Raw genomic sequence first — 14,865 nt, forward strand, 5'->3', positions numbered from 1 at the left:
GCGCGCGGCGATTCTCAGTAAAGTCGCCCATCGGGTCGCGGACGCGGCACGTCGGATATCCCAACCGTGAGGACTGGTCACGTGAAGGCTCTCGTACTGTCCGGAGGGGCCGGCACACGCCTGCGTCCCATCACGCACACCTCGGCCAAACAACTGGTGCCGGTGGCGAACAAGCCCGTGCTGTTCTACGGCCTGGAAGCCATCGCGGAAGCGGGCATCACCGAGGTCGGCATCATCGTCGGCGAGACCGCGGACGAGATCCGCGAGGCGGTCGGCGACGGTTCCCGGCTCGGCATCGACGTCACGTACATCCCACAGGAACAGCCGCTCGGCCTCGCCCACGCGGTGCTGATCGCCCGCGACTTCCTGGGGGACGACGACTTCGTCATGTACCTCGGCGACAACTTCATCGTCGGCGGGATCACCGGTCTGGTGGACGGGTTCCGAAAGGAGCGGCCCGACGCGCAGATCCTGCTGACCCGGGTGCCTGACCCGACCTCCTTCGGCGTCGCGGAACTCGACGCCGAGGGCCGGGTGGTGGGCCTGGAGGAGAAGCCGAGGGAGCCCAAGAGCGACCTGGCGCTCGTCGGCGTCTACCTGTTCACCCCCGCCATCCACGAGGCGGTCCGTTCGATCGAGCCCTCCTGGCGGGGCGAGCTGGAGATCACCCACGCCATCCAGTGGCTGATCGACCAGGAGCGCGACGTCCGCTCCACCACGATCCGCGGGTACTGGAAGGACACCGGCAACGTCACCGACATGCTGGAGGTCAACCGCACGGTCCTGGAGACCGTCGAGCCCGCCCAGGACGGGGCCGAGGTCGACGACGACACCGAGATCATCGGCCGGGTGCGGATCGAACCCGGCGCCAAGGTCAGCGGCAGCCGCATCGTCGGCCCGGCGATCATCGGCGCGCGGTCGGTGATCAGCGGCGCGTACGTGGGCCCGTTCACCTCGATCTCGGAGGACGTCCGGATCGAGGACAGCGAGATCGAGTACTCCATCGTCCTGCGGGGCGCCTCCGTCGCGGGCGTCCGCCGCGTCGAGGCGTCGCTCATCGGCCGAGACGTCGAGGTGACCCCCGCGCCCCGTTCCCCGTCCGCCCACCGACTCGTGCTCGGCGACCACAGCAAGGTGCAGATCTCCTCATGACCACCCACATCCTGGTGACCGGCGGCGCCGGATTCATCGGCTCGCACTACGTCCGTACGGTGCTCGGCCCCGAGGGCCCCGGTGACGTCGCCGTCACCGTGCTCGACAAGCTCACCTACGCGGGCAATCCCGCCAATCTCGACGAGGTGCGCGACCACCCCGGCTTCCGGTTCGTGCAGGGCGACATCTGCGACGCCGAGCTGGTCGCCGGACTGATGGCCGAGCACGACCAGGTGGTGCACTTCGCCGCCGAGTCCCATGTGGACCGCTCCATCGACGGCGGTGCCGAGTTCGTCCGTACGAACGTCGTGGGCACCCACACCCTGATCCACGCCGCGCACCTGGCCGGAGTCAAGACCTTCGTGCACATCTCCACGGACGAGGTCTACGGCTCGATCGACGAGGGCTCCTGGCCCGAGACCGACCCGCTCGCGCCCAACTCGCCGTACTCCGCCGCCAAGGCGTCCAGCGATCTGATCGCGCTCTCGTACCACCGCACCCACGGCCTCGACGTGCGCGTGACCCGCTGCTCCAACAACTACGGGCACCACCACTTCCCCGAGAAGGTCATCCCGCTCTTCGTCACCAACCTGCTGGACGGCGGGACGGTCCCGCTCTACGGCGACGGCGGCAACGTCCGCGACTGGCTGCACATCGACGACCACGTCCAGGGCATCGAACTGGTCCGTACGAAGGGCCGGGCCGGTGAGATCTACAACATCGGCGGCGGCACGGAGCTGTCCAACAAGGAGCTGACCGCCCTGCTGCTGGAGGCGTGCGGCGCCGACTGGAGCAGCGTCACCTACGTCGAGGACCGCAAGGGCCACGACCGCCGGTACTCGGTCGACTGCGCCAAGATCCGCCAGGAGCTGGGCTACGAGCCCCGCAAGGACTTCCGCACCGGCCTCGCCGAGACCGTGCGGTGGTACCGCGACAACCGTGCCTGGTGGGAGCCGCTGAAGGAGAGGGCCGCCCTGTGAGCGCCGTCTGGCTGGTCACCGGAGCCGCCGGGATGCTGGGCCGGGACGTCCTGGCCCGGCTCGCCGACGAGGACGTCACCGCGGTCGCCGCGGACCGGAGGGCCGTCGACGTCGCCGACCCCGGATCGGTGCGGGCGGCCTTCGAGGAGCACCGCCCCGCCGTCGTGGTGAACTGCGCCGCCTGGACCGCGGTCGACGACGCCGAGACCATGGAAGCCTCCGCGCTGCTGGTCAACGGCACGGGGCCCGAGGTCCTCGCCGCGGCCTGCCGCGAGCACGGCGCCGTCCTCCTCCAGGTCTCCACGGACTACGTCTTCGCCGGTGACGCCGAGAAGCCGTACGCCGAGGACGGCCCGACCGGGCCGCGCAGCGCCTACGGCCGTACGAAGCTGGCCGGTGAGCGGGCCGTGCTCGGCACCCTGCCGGACACCGGCTACGTGGTCCGCACCGCCTGGCTGTACGGCGCGGGCGGCGGCAACTTCGTGCGGACCATGATCAGGCTGGAGGGGACGAAGGACACTCTCGACGTGGTGGACGACCAGCGCGGACAGCCCACCTGGACCGTCGACCTGGCCGACCGGCTGGTCCGGCTCGGGCAGGCGGCTCTCGCGGGCACCGCCCCCGCGGGCGTCTACCACGGCACCGGTGGCGGCGAGACCACATGGTTCGGCCTCACCCGCGAGATCTTCCGGCTGCTCGGCGCCGATCCGGGGCGCGTCCGTCCCACGACCAGTGCCGCCTTCGCGCGGCCGGCCCCGCGGCCCGCGTACAGCGTGCTGGGGCACGATCGCTGGTCGGTGGCCGGAATCGAACCGATCCGGGACTGGCGGGAGGCTCTGGAGGCGGCCTTTCCGGCACTCGTCGCGGCGGAGAGGCCGTGAGGAACCCCGCACGCACTTCGTGTGAGCTTTCAGGCGAGTTTCGGATGCGTGTTCCGATGGTCTGATTCCGGCCGAATTTCAGCTCTGTGAAAACGAGGGTTTGAAACGGGGAAACGCTTACGTCGCAGTACGTTCATACGGTAACTTCGCCGGGACCGGACCCATTGGTGCCTCCGAAGGGCTGCTCCCACGTGAACCGCCATGACTTTCTGCGTCATTTGCACCGCATCTACCGTCCCCGGAACTATCTGGAAATCGGGGTCAACGACGGCAGGAGTCTGGCTCTTTCACGAGTGCCCTCCGTCGCCGTCGACCCCGCTTTCCGGGTGATCACGGACATCAGCTGCGATGTTCACCTGGTCAAGGCGACGAGCGACAAGTTCTTCGCCCGCAAGGACCCGCTCCTGCACCTGCGCAACGGCCGCAATCCGTTCCGCGCCCTCGCCCGCCGCGACCCGCTCAATCTGTTCGGCGGGGACCCGAAGGTGGAACTCTCCTTCATCGACGGCATGCACCTCTTCGAGTACGCCCTGCGCGACTTCATGAACGTCGAGAAGCACTCCCGCTGGTCGAGCGTGATCGTGTTGGACGACATGCTGCCGCGGGACGTCGACGAGGCGGCCCGCGACCGTCACACCAAGTTCTGGGCCGGTGACGTCTACAAGGTGGTGCAGGTACTCCGCCGCTTCCGCCCCGACCTGGTCGTCGTCGAGGTGGACACGGCCCCGACCGGCGTGGCCGTCGTGTTCGGCGCCGACCCGGAGAACCGGATCCTGAAGAACGAGTACGACCGGATCATCGAGGAGTACGTCGTACCCGATCCGCAGGGCGTGCCCGAGGAGGTGCTGGTGCGGAAGGACGCCGTCCAGCCCGAGGCGCTGCTGCGCGCGGACTTCTGGCCCGCTCTGGTGCGTGCCCGTAACCTGCGCCGCCCGCGCTCGGCGCTCGCGCCCCTGCGCCGGAGCATCGAGTCCGTGACCGGCACGCGGCGGTGACCGGAGCGCGTCATGGCGGGCGTGCGACTTCGACCGGCGCGCGGCCATGACCGCCGCCGCGCCGTTCTCGCGGCCGGTCCGCAACGGAGCACGGCCGTGACGGGCCCGCCCCCGCCAGGACAGTGGAGGGGGACGGGCCGTACGAAAGCCCCGTGATCCGCCTTGATCACGGGACTTTCGCCGTTCCCGTCCGGTTCAGCCCCGGGCGCGCAGCTCCGCGTAGTACGCCTTGCACGCCGCGTACGACGGCAGCAGCCCCTGCTTCTCTGCCTCGGCCAGTGAGGGGGCCGCGGCGTCCTTGTCGGACAGCAGGGGCGTGATGCCCTCCGGCCACTCGATGCCCAGCTCCGGATCGAGCGGGTCGACGCCGTGCTCGCGGGTGGGCGCGTAGCCCTCGGAGCACAGGTACACCACCGACGCGTCGTCCGTCAGGGCCATGAAGGCGTGACCGAGCCCCTCGGAGACGTAGACGGCGTGATGGTCCACGTCGTCGAGCCGGACGGCCTCCCACCGCTTGTACGTGGGGGAGCCGACCCGGATGTCCACGATGACGTCCAGTACCGCGCCGCGCACGCACTTGACGTACTTCGCCTGGCTCGGCGGCACGTCGGCGAAGTGGACACCGCGCAGTGTTCCTCGGCCGGAGACGGAGAAGTTGGCCTGCGCGAGGCTCAGCGTGTGCCCGACGGCCTCGCCGAGGTCGGAGGCCTTGAACCACTCGTGGAAGCTGCCGCGGCTGTCCGGGAAGACCTTGGGTTCGTGCACCCAGGCCCCTGAGATGGAGAGCTGCCGCATGCGATCACGTCCTCGTTCCGTATGTTCTGGTGCTTCTGGTGCTTCTGGCGGTGCGGTGGTGATGCGGCCTCGCCCCGGGCCGGCCGGTGGGTGTCGACCGGCCCCGGGGGATCGGCCGACGGCGCCCACGACGGCACGCGGGGCGGCCGAGGGGTCAGCCGGCGAGGAGCCGCTCGGCGAGGCGGCGCGCACGCTTCCGGCCCTGCGGAGGGAGCCTGCGCACGACGGGGCCGCCGATGGTGCGCAGCGCCCGTCGCAGTGTCGCCTTCCGGCGCTGCGCGGTGACGCCCGCCATGACGGAGGCCGGGGCCTCGGCCAGTTCCGGGGCCAGCTGGATCCGCCCGCCCGCTCCGATCGTGACGGAGCACAGGGGAAGCGCGGGGTTCTTCTCCCCGTCCAGCCGGACGGAGAGGTTCCAGTCGCCCGCCGCGAGGCCGGGCGCGCGGTCCGGGAGAACGAGGTGGGCCCGGCCCTTCGTCGGGTGCAGCGTGGTGCGCAGCGTGTGCGCGGCCGTGCCGGTTCCGTCGGCCGGGGTCAGGACCAGGCGGGCCTCGGACGTGGCGGTGGTGTCGGTGGTGAAGAGGTCCAGCCGGAGTTCGGTCCGGCGGCCCGGGACCCGCAGCACCGGACGTCCCTCCAGATAGGCGGCGAGCTTCTTGCCGCGGCGGCTCACGTCGAGCGTGAGATTGCTGTGCGGGTCGGTGAAGTACGGGATGACGGCGCGTGCCGGTGAACCGAGCGACGCGGGCAGGCAGGTGGCGTCCACCTCCGGCGCGCGGTCGGCGCCGAGCCGTGCCTTGCGGACCAGACCGAGGCCGCGCAGCGGTACCCAGATGTCCCAGAAGCCGCGGGAGACCCGGCCGCGGCCCTTGACGGCCTCCGAGGAGACATGGCCGCCGCCCCGCAGCACGACCTCGCAGACGCCGTCGCCGAGATCGTCGATCTCGGTGGTGAACGAGGCGGGGCAGGGCCATTCGACGGCCGTCTCGCGGTTGCGCAGCGACAGTTCGGCGGAGAAGCCGTCGATGTCGTCGGTGACGTCCAGCGGTTCGTCGCGCGGGAGCAGACCGCCCCCGGTGTCCGGGTGCAGGAAGTAGCGGCCGTCGCGGCGCAGCAGCCTCACCGGCTCCTGGTCGTCGCCGTGGACCAGCCGGGCGGTGACGGTGATGGCGACGCGGCCGTCCGTCTGCCAGGCGAACTCCTCCAGCCGGGCCGCCGCCTTGACGCCGCCGGCGAACCGGGCGATCCGGAGCAGGCCCTCCCGGTCGTCCTTGCGCAGGAGCGTCGACCGCACCCGCAGCAGCGGGCCGAGGCCGTCGTGCACGCCGTCGCCCATGAAGTCGAGGGCCAGCGGCCTGATCGCGTCGACCATCTCGTGGAGGAATTCGGGGTGGTACTTGACGACCGAGGGCTCGCTCAGTCGGCCCAGCATCTCGACCCGGTAGAAGCGGCGCAGCAGCAGATCCCGGAACGAGCCGGGTTCGGTGTTGGCCACGACGACGTCCAGGACCTCACGGAGGTTCCCGTAGTACTGGGACGGGACGATCTTGGCGGATCCCGCGTTCTTGCCGTCGTCGCGCCGGGAGTAGTAGTAGCAGGTGTAGCTCCCGAGGATCGAGACGGCCTTCGCGGGGAAGTACGCCTGCATCATGTAGAGCTGGTCCTCCAGCCGGCGCTTGCCCTCGGGATAGGCGATGCCGTTCTCACGGAGGAACGCCGTACGGAACATCTTGTGCGGCGTGAGGCTGTCGTACAGGGGCGCGTCGTGGAGCGTGCACTTCTCGCGGTCCTTCTTGAACACGCCGTGCGGCACACCGCGGAAGTTGCTGGCCACCTTGCCGATGACGATGTCCGAGCCGTTGCGGTGCCCCATCTCGTACAGACGGCGCAGGGCGTCCGAGGCGAGGTGGTCGTCCTGGTCGACGAACTGGACGTACTCGCCCTTCGCCTCGTCCACGCCGATGTTGCGGGGCTTTCCCGGCCAGCCGGAATTGGGGATGGTGATCAGCCGGAAATGGGGGTGCTCCGCCGACAGTTTCTCCAGCCGAGCAGGGGTGTCGTCCGTCGACCCGTCGTTCACGAACAGAACTTCGAACTCTTCCGGGGGCAATGACTGCCGCAGGAGCGAGTCGATGCAGGGGTCGATGTACTTGCCCGGGTTGTACACCGGAATGACGACACTAACTTTGACTGGCATCGCTGCTGTCCCATGTCTGGTAGGTCTCTGGAGAGGGCGGCGGATGCGGGGCCGACACTGCCACTGCCGAAGCGAACGGGGGAGGGCCGCCGCATTGCACCCTATCGGCTCTTAGATGAACGAAGTGACCCGAGGGTTGCGCGGAGTTCGGCGTGCGTCGGCATTCTTCCGTTCCCCCGGCGCGAAGGCACGCCGCCGGGAAGACGGTCGTTTCGAATGCGTTTCCGCAGTTCCGTACAGGCGTTGCACAAAGTGCACGGGTGTGCGGGCAAGGGTGTACGCGTACGGGGAAAGGGCCCCATGGGGGCAGGGGTAATGGCGTAAGGGTGCGGGGCGGGGCGGCAGGGCTACGACATCCGTAGGGGGTGGGACGGCCTGTTCCGGGACGGCCGTACCACATGCGTACCGACACATGTACGAATGACGTATGTGCGAATGCGCCGGGACCGCCCGGGACCGGGAGAACCGGGGCCCGTGCGTCCACGGGGCGAAACGCGTGGGCGCCCGTTCCCCTCTTTCGCGTAGATTGCGGGGGCTGGGCGAGGCCGAATCATTGGGGATGGACGTGTCAGGGGCAAGGCAGGGCGTCACAGAGGCCCGCAGGATCGTGGTCAAGGTCGGTTCCTCCTCGCTCACCACGGCGGCGGGCGGCCTCGACGCCGACCGGGTCGACGCGCTCGTCGACGTGCTCGCCAAGGTGCGCAGCGGCGGGGAGCGCGAGATCGTGCTCGTCTCCAGTGGCGCCATCGCCGCCGGGCTCGCCCCGCTCGGCCTGCACCGGCGGCCCAAGGACCTGGCCAGGCAGCAGGCCGCGGCCAGCGTCGGGCAGGGGCTGCTCGTCGCCCGCTACACCGCCTCCTTCGCGCGGTACGGCGTACGCGTCGGGCAGGTGCTGCTGACCAGCAACGACACCAGTCGCCGCGCCCACTACCGCAACGCCTGCCGCACCCTCGACCAACTCCTGGACATGGGTGCGTTCCCGATCGTCAACGAGAACGACACCGTGGCCACGGACGAGATCCGGTTCGGCGACAACGACCGGCTCGCGGCCCTCGTCGCTCACCTGGTCCGCGCGGACCTGCTGGTCCTCCTTTCGGACGTGGATGGTCTCTACGACGGCGATCCGAGCGTCCCGGGCGCCTCGCGGGTCGCCGAGGTGGCCGGTCCCGAGGATCTGGCGGGGGTCGTCATCGGCAGCGCGGGGAAGGCGGGCGTCGGCACCGGAGGCATGGTCACCAAGGTCGAGGCCGCCCGGATCGCCACCGCCGCCGGGGTCCCCGTCGTCCTCACCTCGGCGAGCCGGGCCGCCGACGCCCTGGCCGGACGGGACACCGGCACGTACTTCCACCGCACGGGGCGGCGGTCCGCCGACCGGCACCTCTGGCTCGCCCACGCCTCCACCCCGCAGGGCTCGCTGACCCTCGACGACGGGGCGGTCCGAGCGCTCGTCGAGCGGCACGGCTCGCTGCTGCCCGCCGGGATCGTGGCGGTCGAGGGCGAGTTCACCGCCGGTGATCCGGTGGAACTGCGCGATGCCTCAGGGCGTCCCGTGGCTCGCGGGCTCGTCAACTTCGACGCGAAGGAGATCCCGCAACTGCTCGGCCGCTCCACCCGCGACCTGGCACGGGAACTCGGTCCGGCGTACGAGCGCGAGATCGTACACAGGGACGATCTTGTCGTTCTGCACCGCTGACAGACCCCCTGAAACGGTTGAAAGTCCCGTCCCAGGACGGAGACCTTCGGGAAAACCACCCCATGCCGGGCCGCGGGCTGGTCAACTTTGTAACGGGGACACAGCGGGGTACCGCACAGTAAACGCATACACAGGAGGCCGCCGGTGAGACGAGCGCGCCCGGGGGCGCCGCCCCGAGGAACGGGTGGCCGGGCCCTGACCAGTGTCGGAGCAGGTGCCGACTTCGACGGGAGCCGGCCCGCGGACCGTACGGACGACCGGACCACCGGGTTCGGGCCCGCAGCGGTGAAACCGGGGCCGATGGGCGAGGGTCGTGCCCCGGAGCGCACCCCGTCGAGGCTCTGGCACATCACGTTGAGCGTCTCGGGGGTCGAGATCCCGCTCAGGGAGGTCAGACGCGGCCTCGAACAGCTCGCGCACGACCATCCCTTCCTGCTGACCAGCCGGTATGCCAACGACCACGCGGAGATCCGCTACTGGGAGGAGGCCCGAGACCTGCACGATGCCGCGGCGGTCGCGCTACGGCTCTGGGGAGAGCACCGCTCCACCGCCGGGCTCCCGCCCTGGGAGATCGTCGGTCTGGAGGTCATCGACCGCGAGACGTATCACCAGCGCGTCGCCGAGGGATACGGGCCGCCCCCGGCGGCCCCGGTCGGCGTGCACCCCTTCTGAGCACCCGTACCACCGGCCACGGGCCCCGGGCGCGACTGCCCGGGGCCCGGTACGACCAGGGGGGCGTCGGCACGCATCCCGGGCGCGGCCGGTCGCGGGTGTTCGGCACGGGTTTCGCGCGCGGCCGGTCACAGGTTCGCGCACAGCTCGTCGCGCGGGTGCGCGGCGCATTCCGCGGATGCCCCGCCACGGGAGATCCGGCACGGGTTCCGGGCATGACCGGCCCGGGGCAGTTGTCTCGCATCACGGGATACGTGGCGGATGTCCGCGGTGTGCGCACTACGCTGCGGGCATGACCATGCTCTCGCCGTACGACAACATGTCCCCGGTCGCCCAGGCCGCCTACCGGGCGCGCGCCGCCGCCGCCGACATCGCGCCTTCGCCGCGCGCGGCGAAGGACGACGCGCTGCTCGCGATCGCGGACGCGCTGGAGGTACGGACGGGCGAGATCGTCGAGGCCAACGCCGAGGACGTCGCCCGCGCCCGCGAGGCCGGGACCAGCGAGGCGATCGTCGACCGCCTCACCCTCACCCCGGAGCGGATCCGCGCCATCGCCGCCGACGTTCGCGACGTGGCGGCGCTGCCCGACCCGGTCGGCGAGGTCGTCCGGGGCTCCACCCTGCCCAACGGCATCGATCTGCGACAGGTCCGGGTGCCGCTCGGCGTGGTCGGCATCATCTACGAGGCCCGCCCGAACGTCACGGTCGACGCCGCTGCGCTCTGCCTGAAGTCCGGCAACGCCGTGCTGCTGCGCGGCTCGTCCTCGGCATACGCGTCCAACAGCGCACTCGTACGGGTGATCCGCGACGCGGTCGGCGGCTCGGGCCTCCCGGCCGACGCGGTGCAGCTGGTGCCGGGCGAGAGCCGCGACTCGGTGCGCGAGCTGATGCGGGCCCGCGGTCTCGTCGACGTCCTCATCCCGCGCGGCGGCGCCTCGCTGATCCGCACGGTGGTCGAGGAGTCCACCGTTCCGGTCATCGAGACCGGCACCGGCAACTGCCACGTCTACGTGGACGCGCGGACCGACATCGACATGGCCGTCGACATCCTGGTCAACTCCAAGGCCCAGCGCCCCAGCGTCTGCAACGCCGCCGAGACGCTCCTGGTGCACAAGGACGTGGCCGCGCAGTTCCTGCCGCGCGCCCTGGACGCGCTGGCCGAGGCCGGGGTGACCGTGCACGGCGACGAGCGGGTCCTCGAACACGCCGCCGGTTCCAAGGCCACCGTGGTGCCGGCGACCCCGGAGGACTGGGAGACCGAGTACCTCTCCTACGACATCGCCGCGGCCGTCGTGGACTCGCTGGACGCGGCCGTCGCGCACATCCGGCTCTGGTCCTCCGGCCACACCGAGGCGATCGTGACCACGTCCCAGGCCGCCGCACGCCGCTTCACCCAACTGGTCGACTCCACGACGGTGGCCGTGAACGCCTCGACGCGCTTCACCGACGGCGGGCAGTTCGGCTTCGGCGCCGAGATCGGCATTTCCACGCAGAAGCTGCACGCCAGGGGGCCGATGGGGCTGCCCGAGCTGACCTCGACGAAGTACATCGTCACCGGCGACGGTCACGTACGGTGACCGGGTGACCGCCCGGGTTCGGTGAATGTCACGCGGACTCCCTGCCGAGAACGACCCGCCGGGGCTAGTCTGAAAACTGTGCCGGACGACGTGGGGGGCAGGCCGTTCCCGGACGGCTGGGAGCCCGACGACGACCGCGGGGGCGCGGACGAGGACTTCGCCTCCGTGGTGTTCGACGAGGACTTCGTACGGGCCGCCGAGATCCACGAACCCACTGCCGTGGAACGGCTGCTCGCGGCCGCGCAGGCACGGGCGGAGGCCGAGGCGGCCCGTTCCCGGGCGGGCGGTGGCCCGCTGGACGACGACTTCTCCGACGAGGGATACGGCCACGACGGCCCGTACGGCGGTCAGGGCGTCTCCTGCGACCCGCTCGACCCCGACGGCGGCCCCTACGGCCGCCACGGAGGGGCGCTGCGCCCCTATCGGGGGTCGGCACGCTGGCACCGGCCCGTGGCCTGGATCCTCGCCGTGCTGATGGGCATCGGCATGGTCGCGCTGGCCTTCGGGGCGGTCTACCGCAACGCGTCGGGCAACCGGCAGAACCCCGTCCCACCACCTGCCACCACCGGCGTGGACACGGCCCCCGGGCAGGGCCCCACTGCCCTGCCCTCGGCATCGGCCGACCGGCCGCGCCTCACGGCCTCCGCGATCCCCAGCAGCGGCTGACCCGCCCGGACCACCTACCGAGCCTCTCGGGGCCCGCTGCCCGCGCCCCAGGTCGTTCTGCGCACCGCTCGGCCAACCCTCTCCGTACCCCGTGCTGTTCTCCCCGCGCGGCCCGGGCCTTCCTCCCCCGTCTCCGGCTCGCTTCCCGCACGGCCCGGGCCTTCCTCACCACGCCCTGGTCCGTGCGCCGGACCCTCCCGGGCCGTTCCCGGCGCGGTCCGGCTTCGTGGGGCGTCCCGTGCCGTGCTCGGATCATGTGCCCCGGGCGTCCCGCACCGAGCCCGGGTGTCCGGGCCTTCCCGTGCCGCTGCCGGACGGTTCTCTCACGCCCCGGGCGGTTCTCTCTCGCCTCCGCGTTTACCGCAGCCCCAATCGACCTACCCTGAAGGTGTGACCCCTCTCTCCGAGGGGGCTTCTCACTCGTCCGCACACGGGTGGTCATGGGGCGCCATACGCGCCATGACGGGCGGGCCCTGTCCGAAGCCATCGGCCGAGACAGAGCGATGCGTTTCGACCTCGGTCGGTGACGTGGAGTCGGGAGAAGTCATGGCACACCGCGGAGAACCACCAGAAGGCCCGTCCGAGAACACACCGGGTGGCGGTGAGGACGAGTACAGGTCACTCGTCTTCGACGAGTCGTTCGTTCGGGCTGCCCGGCTGAAGGAATTCTCCGCGCAGGAACGCATAGCCGATCACACTCCTGCTGTGCGCAGTCTCCCTCCCCGAAGATTCAAGGCCGGTTCCCGAGCCGCCATCGCCCTGGTCCTCCTGATCGCGCTGGCCTTCGGAACGGCCGTATACATGGGCCTTCGCCACCCCTACCAGACGCCCGTCGGCCGAAAGGCCGAAGTGCTGAGATCGACCGTCGTCCCGCTGGCCCCGCGCGACCCCGTACCAGGCGGAACGGCCTCCGACCTCCTCTCCCGGAGCCCCGCCGCACAGTTCGCGAAAGGCGCCGCAGGCATCAACTCGCCACCGATCAGGGCCACCGACAACTTCTCCGACAACCAGGTGGCGATGGCCCTGGCCACCGTCAAGGACTACCTGGTCGCGTCCTCGCTCGACCCCGACGTCCTCACCGGGCACGCGCTGCGGCCGGTGGAGATGCTGCTCGACCCCGACCAGATGGCTCAGTTCGAGCGCAGCATGCACCGGCCGGACGACGACGGGCAGCACGCCCCCGCCGGCTGGCTGGTCCGCTTCGACCCGGCGAAGGTGGCCCTGGCCAGTCCCGACATCCGTGTCCGGGGCACGTTGAGCTACAGCGAGGCGGGGGCCGACACGCTGGAGGTGGTGTCGGACCACATCTTCACGTACACGCTCCGCCCCGCCGCCTCCGGATCCCAGCGAATGGGCGGTGCCTCGCTCTTCACCGTGCGGCGCGAGCTGCACTTCCGCTTCGACCGGGAGGACCTGCGCCTGCACCGGCTGGAGCTCCGCACCAGCTACGTCCAGGCCGGGCCGCAGGCGTGCCCGTCGGACACCACGGGCGTCCTGCGGCCCCTGCTCGCTGGTGAGCGCGCCACCTCCCGCGGTCCCGCGGGCACCGACCCGTACGACACGGGTCGGCCCACGGGGGCGCTCTGCGGAACGCTCGTGGTCAGTTCCCCGTCGGCTCCGGCCCCTCGGGGGCCCGGGGCTCATCCGGCCGCGCCGAGCCCGGGGAGTCACCCGTAGCACCGCCCTTCCCGGCCGCGCCCCCGCCCTGTCCGGTGAACTTGTCGCGGAGCCTTCCCCCCAGGTCCCCGGCACCGCCCGCTATGTCGCCGACGAGCTTCATCAGCGGATCCTTGCTGGTCCGCACCGTGTCCGCGTAGTGCGCCGCGGACTGGCGGAAGGAATCCGTGACCGAGGTGTCCTTGTCCTCCTCCCGCCGCGGGTAGTGACCGTCCATGATCCGCTGGTAGTCGCGGCTCTCGGACCACTTCTTCAGCTCGGCCGCGCGCACCGTGGTGAACGGGTGCGAGCGGGGCAGCAGGTTGAGGATCTTGAGCACGGAGTCGCGCAGATCGCCGCCCTTCTCGTACTCGTCCGCCTGCGCGAGGAAGGCGTCCACGTTCATCTCGTGGAGATGGTTGCCGCCCGCAATCTTCATCAGCCCGCGCATCGACGCCCGCAGATCCTGTCCGACCAGCAGCCCCGCGCGGTCGGCCGACAGCTCCGACTTGCGGAACCACTCGCGCAGTGCTGTCACGATCGCCATGATCGCCACATTGCCGAGAGGGATCCAGGCGACCTTCAGCGCGATGTTCGTGAGGAACAGCAGAATCGTGCGGTACACGGCATGGCCGGAGAGGGCGTGCCCCACCTCGTGGCCGATGACGGCCCGCATCTCCTCCTCGTCGAGCAGCTCCACCAGCCCCGTGGTCACCACGATGATCGGCTCGTCGAGACCGATGCACATGGCATTGGGCTGCGGATCCTGGCTGACGTACATCGGCGGCACCTTCTCCAGGTCCAGGATGTAACAGGCGTCCCGCAGCATGTCGTTGAGATGGACGAACTGCGCGTCGCTCACCCGGACGGAGTCGGAGAGGAAGAGCAGTCGCAGGCTGCGCTCGGGCAGCAGACCGCTCAGTGTCTTGAAGACGGTGTCGAAACCGCTCAGCTTGCGCAGGGCCACCAGGGCGGAGCGGTCCGCCGGGTGTTCGTAGGCCCGGGACGAGATCCCCGCGAAACGCCGACGCTGCCTGCTCGGCACGTTCTCGCCGCTCTCGTAGTTGCGTTCGGTCATGAATGGGCCCCCTGTTCGTACGAGACGTCGCTCGCCCCCTGACGGATCCCAGCGTAGGTGCTGGGGCTACGGTGTGCGGGGGGCTGTGGACAACTGAGGAGACGCCCGAGATGCCACATACCGTTGCCCTGCTCGCCGCCGCTTCCGAGGACCAGGGGCTCGGCGGCACGTTCCGCATCGTGCTGCTCGCCGCGCTCGTCGGAGCCGTGCTGCTCGCCTGGTTCCTGCTCCGCGGGTACCGCGGCAACGGTGGTGACGGCGACAACGACTGAGTCGGCGTGAGCACGCCCGGGGCGCCCGCATACGATGTGCGCGACGTCCTGCTTCCGACCCCCGATCGAAGGTCCTGCCGAAGATGAGCCTCACGAGCACCGCGCACCAGCTGGTCACCCTTGCCGCCGAGGGCGGCGAGCACGGTGGCAACCACCCGAGCCTCGACCCGTACATCGTCGGCGGCGGCGCGTTCATCGCGTTGATGCTCCTGCTGTGGATCACCACCCGCTTCAACCGCGACCGCTGAAGCG

Annotated in this window: 14 protein-coding genes; 11 read left to right on the top strand and 3 right to left on the bottom strand. The window is 70.7% G+C overall.

Features of this window, described 5'->3' with window-relative positions:
* Positions 1–81 precede the first annotated feature (81 nt).
* From ACFYY6_RS20150 to ACFYY6_RS20165, 4 genes are all read left to right on the top strand, one after another.
* Complete coding sequence (locus tag ACFYY6_RS20150) at positions 82–1,152, top strand: glucose-1-phosphate thymidylyltransferase (protein ID WP_351519822.1); 1,071 nt, start codon at positions 82–84, stop codon at positions 1,150–1,152.
* Positions 1,149–2,132 (top strand): dTDP-glucose 4,6-dehydratase, encoded by a 984-nt coding sequence (rfbB, locus tag ACFYY6_RS20155; protein ID WP_351519823.1) that lies wholly within the window; start codon positions 1,149–1,151, stop codon positions 2,130–2,132. The genes ACFYY6_RS20150 and rfbB overlap by 4 nt, the downstream gene beginning before the upstream one ends.
* A gap of 32 nt (positions 2,133–2,164) precedes the next feature.
* Complete coding sequence (gene rfbD, locus ACFYY6_RS20160) at positions 2,165–3,013, top strand: dTDP-4-dehydrorhamnose reductase (RefSeq protein WP_386609688.1); 849 nt, start codon at positions 2,165–2,167, stop codon at positions 3,011–3,013.
* A gap of 191 nt (positions 3,014–3,204) precedes the next feature.
* Entirely contained in the window at positions 3,205–4,008 is an 804-nt protein-coding gene (locus tag ACFYY6_RS20165) for a class I SAM-dependent methyltransferase (RefSeq protein WP_389194440.1), read from the top strand.
* 195 nt (positions 4,009–4,203) lie between these two features.
* On the opposite strand, the gene ACFYY6_RS20170 is transcribed toward ACFYY6_RS20165, so the two are convergent.
* The gene (locus tag ACFYY6_RS20170; RefSeq protein ID WP_389194443.1) at positions 4,204–4,803 is read right to left on the bottom strand and encodes a dTDP-4-dehydrorhamnose 3,5-epimerase family protein; all 600 of its coding nucleotides are present in this window, start codon (positions 4,801–4,803) and stop codon (positions 4,204–4,206) included.
* Positions 4,804–4,957: 154 nt separating this feature from the next.
* The gene (locus tag ACFYY6_RS20175; protein WP_389194446.1) at positions 4,958–7,000 is read right to left on the bottom strand and encodes a glycosyltransferase; all 2,043 of its coding nucleotides are present in this window, start codon (positions 6,998–7,000) and stop codon (positions 4,958–4,960) included.
* A 607-nt stretch (positions 7,001–7,607) separates the two neighbouring features.
* On the opposite strand from ACFYY6_RS20175, the gene proB reads away from it, so the two are divergent.
* From proB to ACFYY6_RS20200, 5 genes are all read left to right on the top strand, one after another.
* Positions 7,608–8,693: a glutamate 5-kinase gene (gene proB / locus ACFYY6_RS20180; protein WP_351519874.1), complete on the top strand. Its 1,086-nt coding sequence runs from the start codon at positions 7,608–7,610 to the stop codon at positions 8,691–8,693.
* A 144-nt stretch (positions 8,694–8,837) separates the two neighbouring features.
* Positions 8,838–9,365, top strand: coding sequence for a hypothetical protein (locus ACFYY6_RS20185; protein ID WP_351519831.1), 528 nt, complete (start codon positions 8,838–8,840; stop codon positions 9,363–9,365).
* A 292-nt stretch (positions 9,366–9,657) separates the two neighbouring features.
* The gene (locus ACFYY6_RS20190) at positions 9,658–10,941 is read left to right on the top strand and encodes a glutamate-5-semialdehyde dehydrogenase (protein ID WP_351519832.1); all 1,284 of its coding nucleotides are present in this window, start codon (positions 9,658–9,660) and stop codon (positions 10,939–10,941) included.
* Positions 10,942–11,019: 78 nt separating this feature from the next.
* Positions 11,020–11,607, top strand: coding sequence for a hypothetical protein (locus ACFYY6_RS20195; protein ID WP_351519834.1), 588 nt, complete (start codon positions 11,020–11,022; stop codon positions 11,605–11,607).
* A 546-nt stretch (positions 11,608–12,153) separates the two neighbouring features.
* Positions 12,154–13,284 (top strand): hypothetical protein, encoded by a 1,131-nt coding sequence (locus ACFYY6_RS20200; RefSeq protein ID WP_389194449.1) that lies wholly within the window; start codon positions 12,154–12,156, stop codon positions 13,282–13,284.
* Here the strand turns inward: ACFYY6_RS20200 and ACFYY6_RS20205 are convergent.
* Entirely contained in the window at positions 13,208–14,341 is a 1,134-nt protein-coding gene (locus ACFYY6_RS20205) for a M48 family metallopeptidase (protein ID WP_351519837.1), read from the bottom strand. The two genes, ACFYY6_RS20200 and ACFYY6_RS20205, sit on opposite strands and share 77 nt — an antisense overlap.
* 110 nt (positions 14,342–14,451) lie before the next feature.
* Here ACFYY6_RS20205 and ACFYY6_RS20210 point away from each other — a divergent pair, with 110 nt between their 5' ends.
* Positions 14,452–14,613 (top strand): hypothetical protein, encoded by a 162-nt coding sequence (locus ACFYY6_RS20210; RefSeq protein WP_351519838.1) that lies wholly within the window; start codon positions 14,452–14,454, stop codon positions 14,611–14,613.
* Between the two features lie 83 nt (positions 14,614–14,696).
* Positions 14,697–14,861: a hypothetical protein gene (locus ACFYY6_RS20215; RefSeq protein ID WP_351519840.1), complete on the top strand. Its 165-nt coding sequence runs from the start codon at positions 14,697–14,699 to the stop codon at positions 14,859–14,861.
* The last annotated feature ends 4 nt before the right edge of the window (positions 14,862–14,865 follow it).

It is taken from the genome of Streptomyces sp. NPDC001750 (assembly GCF_042892615.1).
Classification (GTDB): Bacteria; Actinomycetota; Actinomycetes; order Streptomycetales; family Streptomycetaceae; genus Streptomyces.

Excerpts from the sequence above, each read along its gene's own strand:
- ACFYY6_RS20215 (WP_351519840.1), top strand. The coding sequence starts at position 14,697 with ATGAGCCTCACGAGCACCGCGCACCAGCTGGTCACCCTTGCCGCCGAG.
- ACFYY6_RS20210 (WP_351519838.1), top strand. The coding sequence starts at position 14,452 with ATGCCACATACCGTTGCCCTGCTCGCCGCCGCTTCCGAGGACCAGGGG.
- rfbD (WP_386609688.1), top strand. The coding sequence starts at position 2,165 with ATGCTGGGCCGGGACGTCCTGGCCCGGCTCGCCGACGAGGACGTCACC.
- rfbB (WP_351519823.1), top strand. The coding sequence starts at position 1,149 with ATGACCACCCACATCCTGGTGACCGGCGGCGCCGGATTCATCGGCTCG.
- ACFYY6_RS20200 (WP_389194449.1), top strand. The coding sequence starts at position 12,154 with ATGGCACACCGCGGAGAACCACCAGAAGGCCCGTCCGAGAACACACCG.
- ACFYY6_RS20190 (WP_351519832.1), top strand. The coding sequence starts at position 9,658 with ATGACCATGCTCTCGCCGTACGACAACATGTCCCCGGTCGCCCAGGCC.
- ACFYY6_RS20175 (WP_389194446.1), bottom strand. The coding sequence starts at position 7,000 with ATGCCAGTCAAAGTTAGTGTCGTCATTCCGGTGTACAACCCGGGCAAG.
- ACFYY6_RS20170 (WP_389194443.1), bottom strand. The coding sequence starts at position 4,803 with ATGCGGCAGCTCTCCATCTCAGGGGCCTGGGTGCACGAACCCAAGGTC.
- ACFYY6_RS20205 (WP_351519837.1), bottom strand. The coding sequence starts at position 14,341 with ATGACCGAACGCAACTACGAGAGCGGCGAGAACGTGCCGAGCAGGCAG.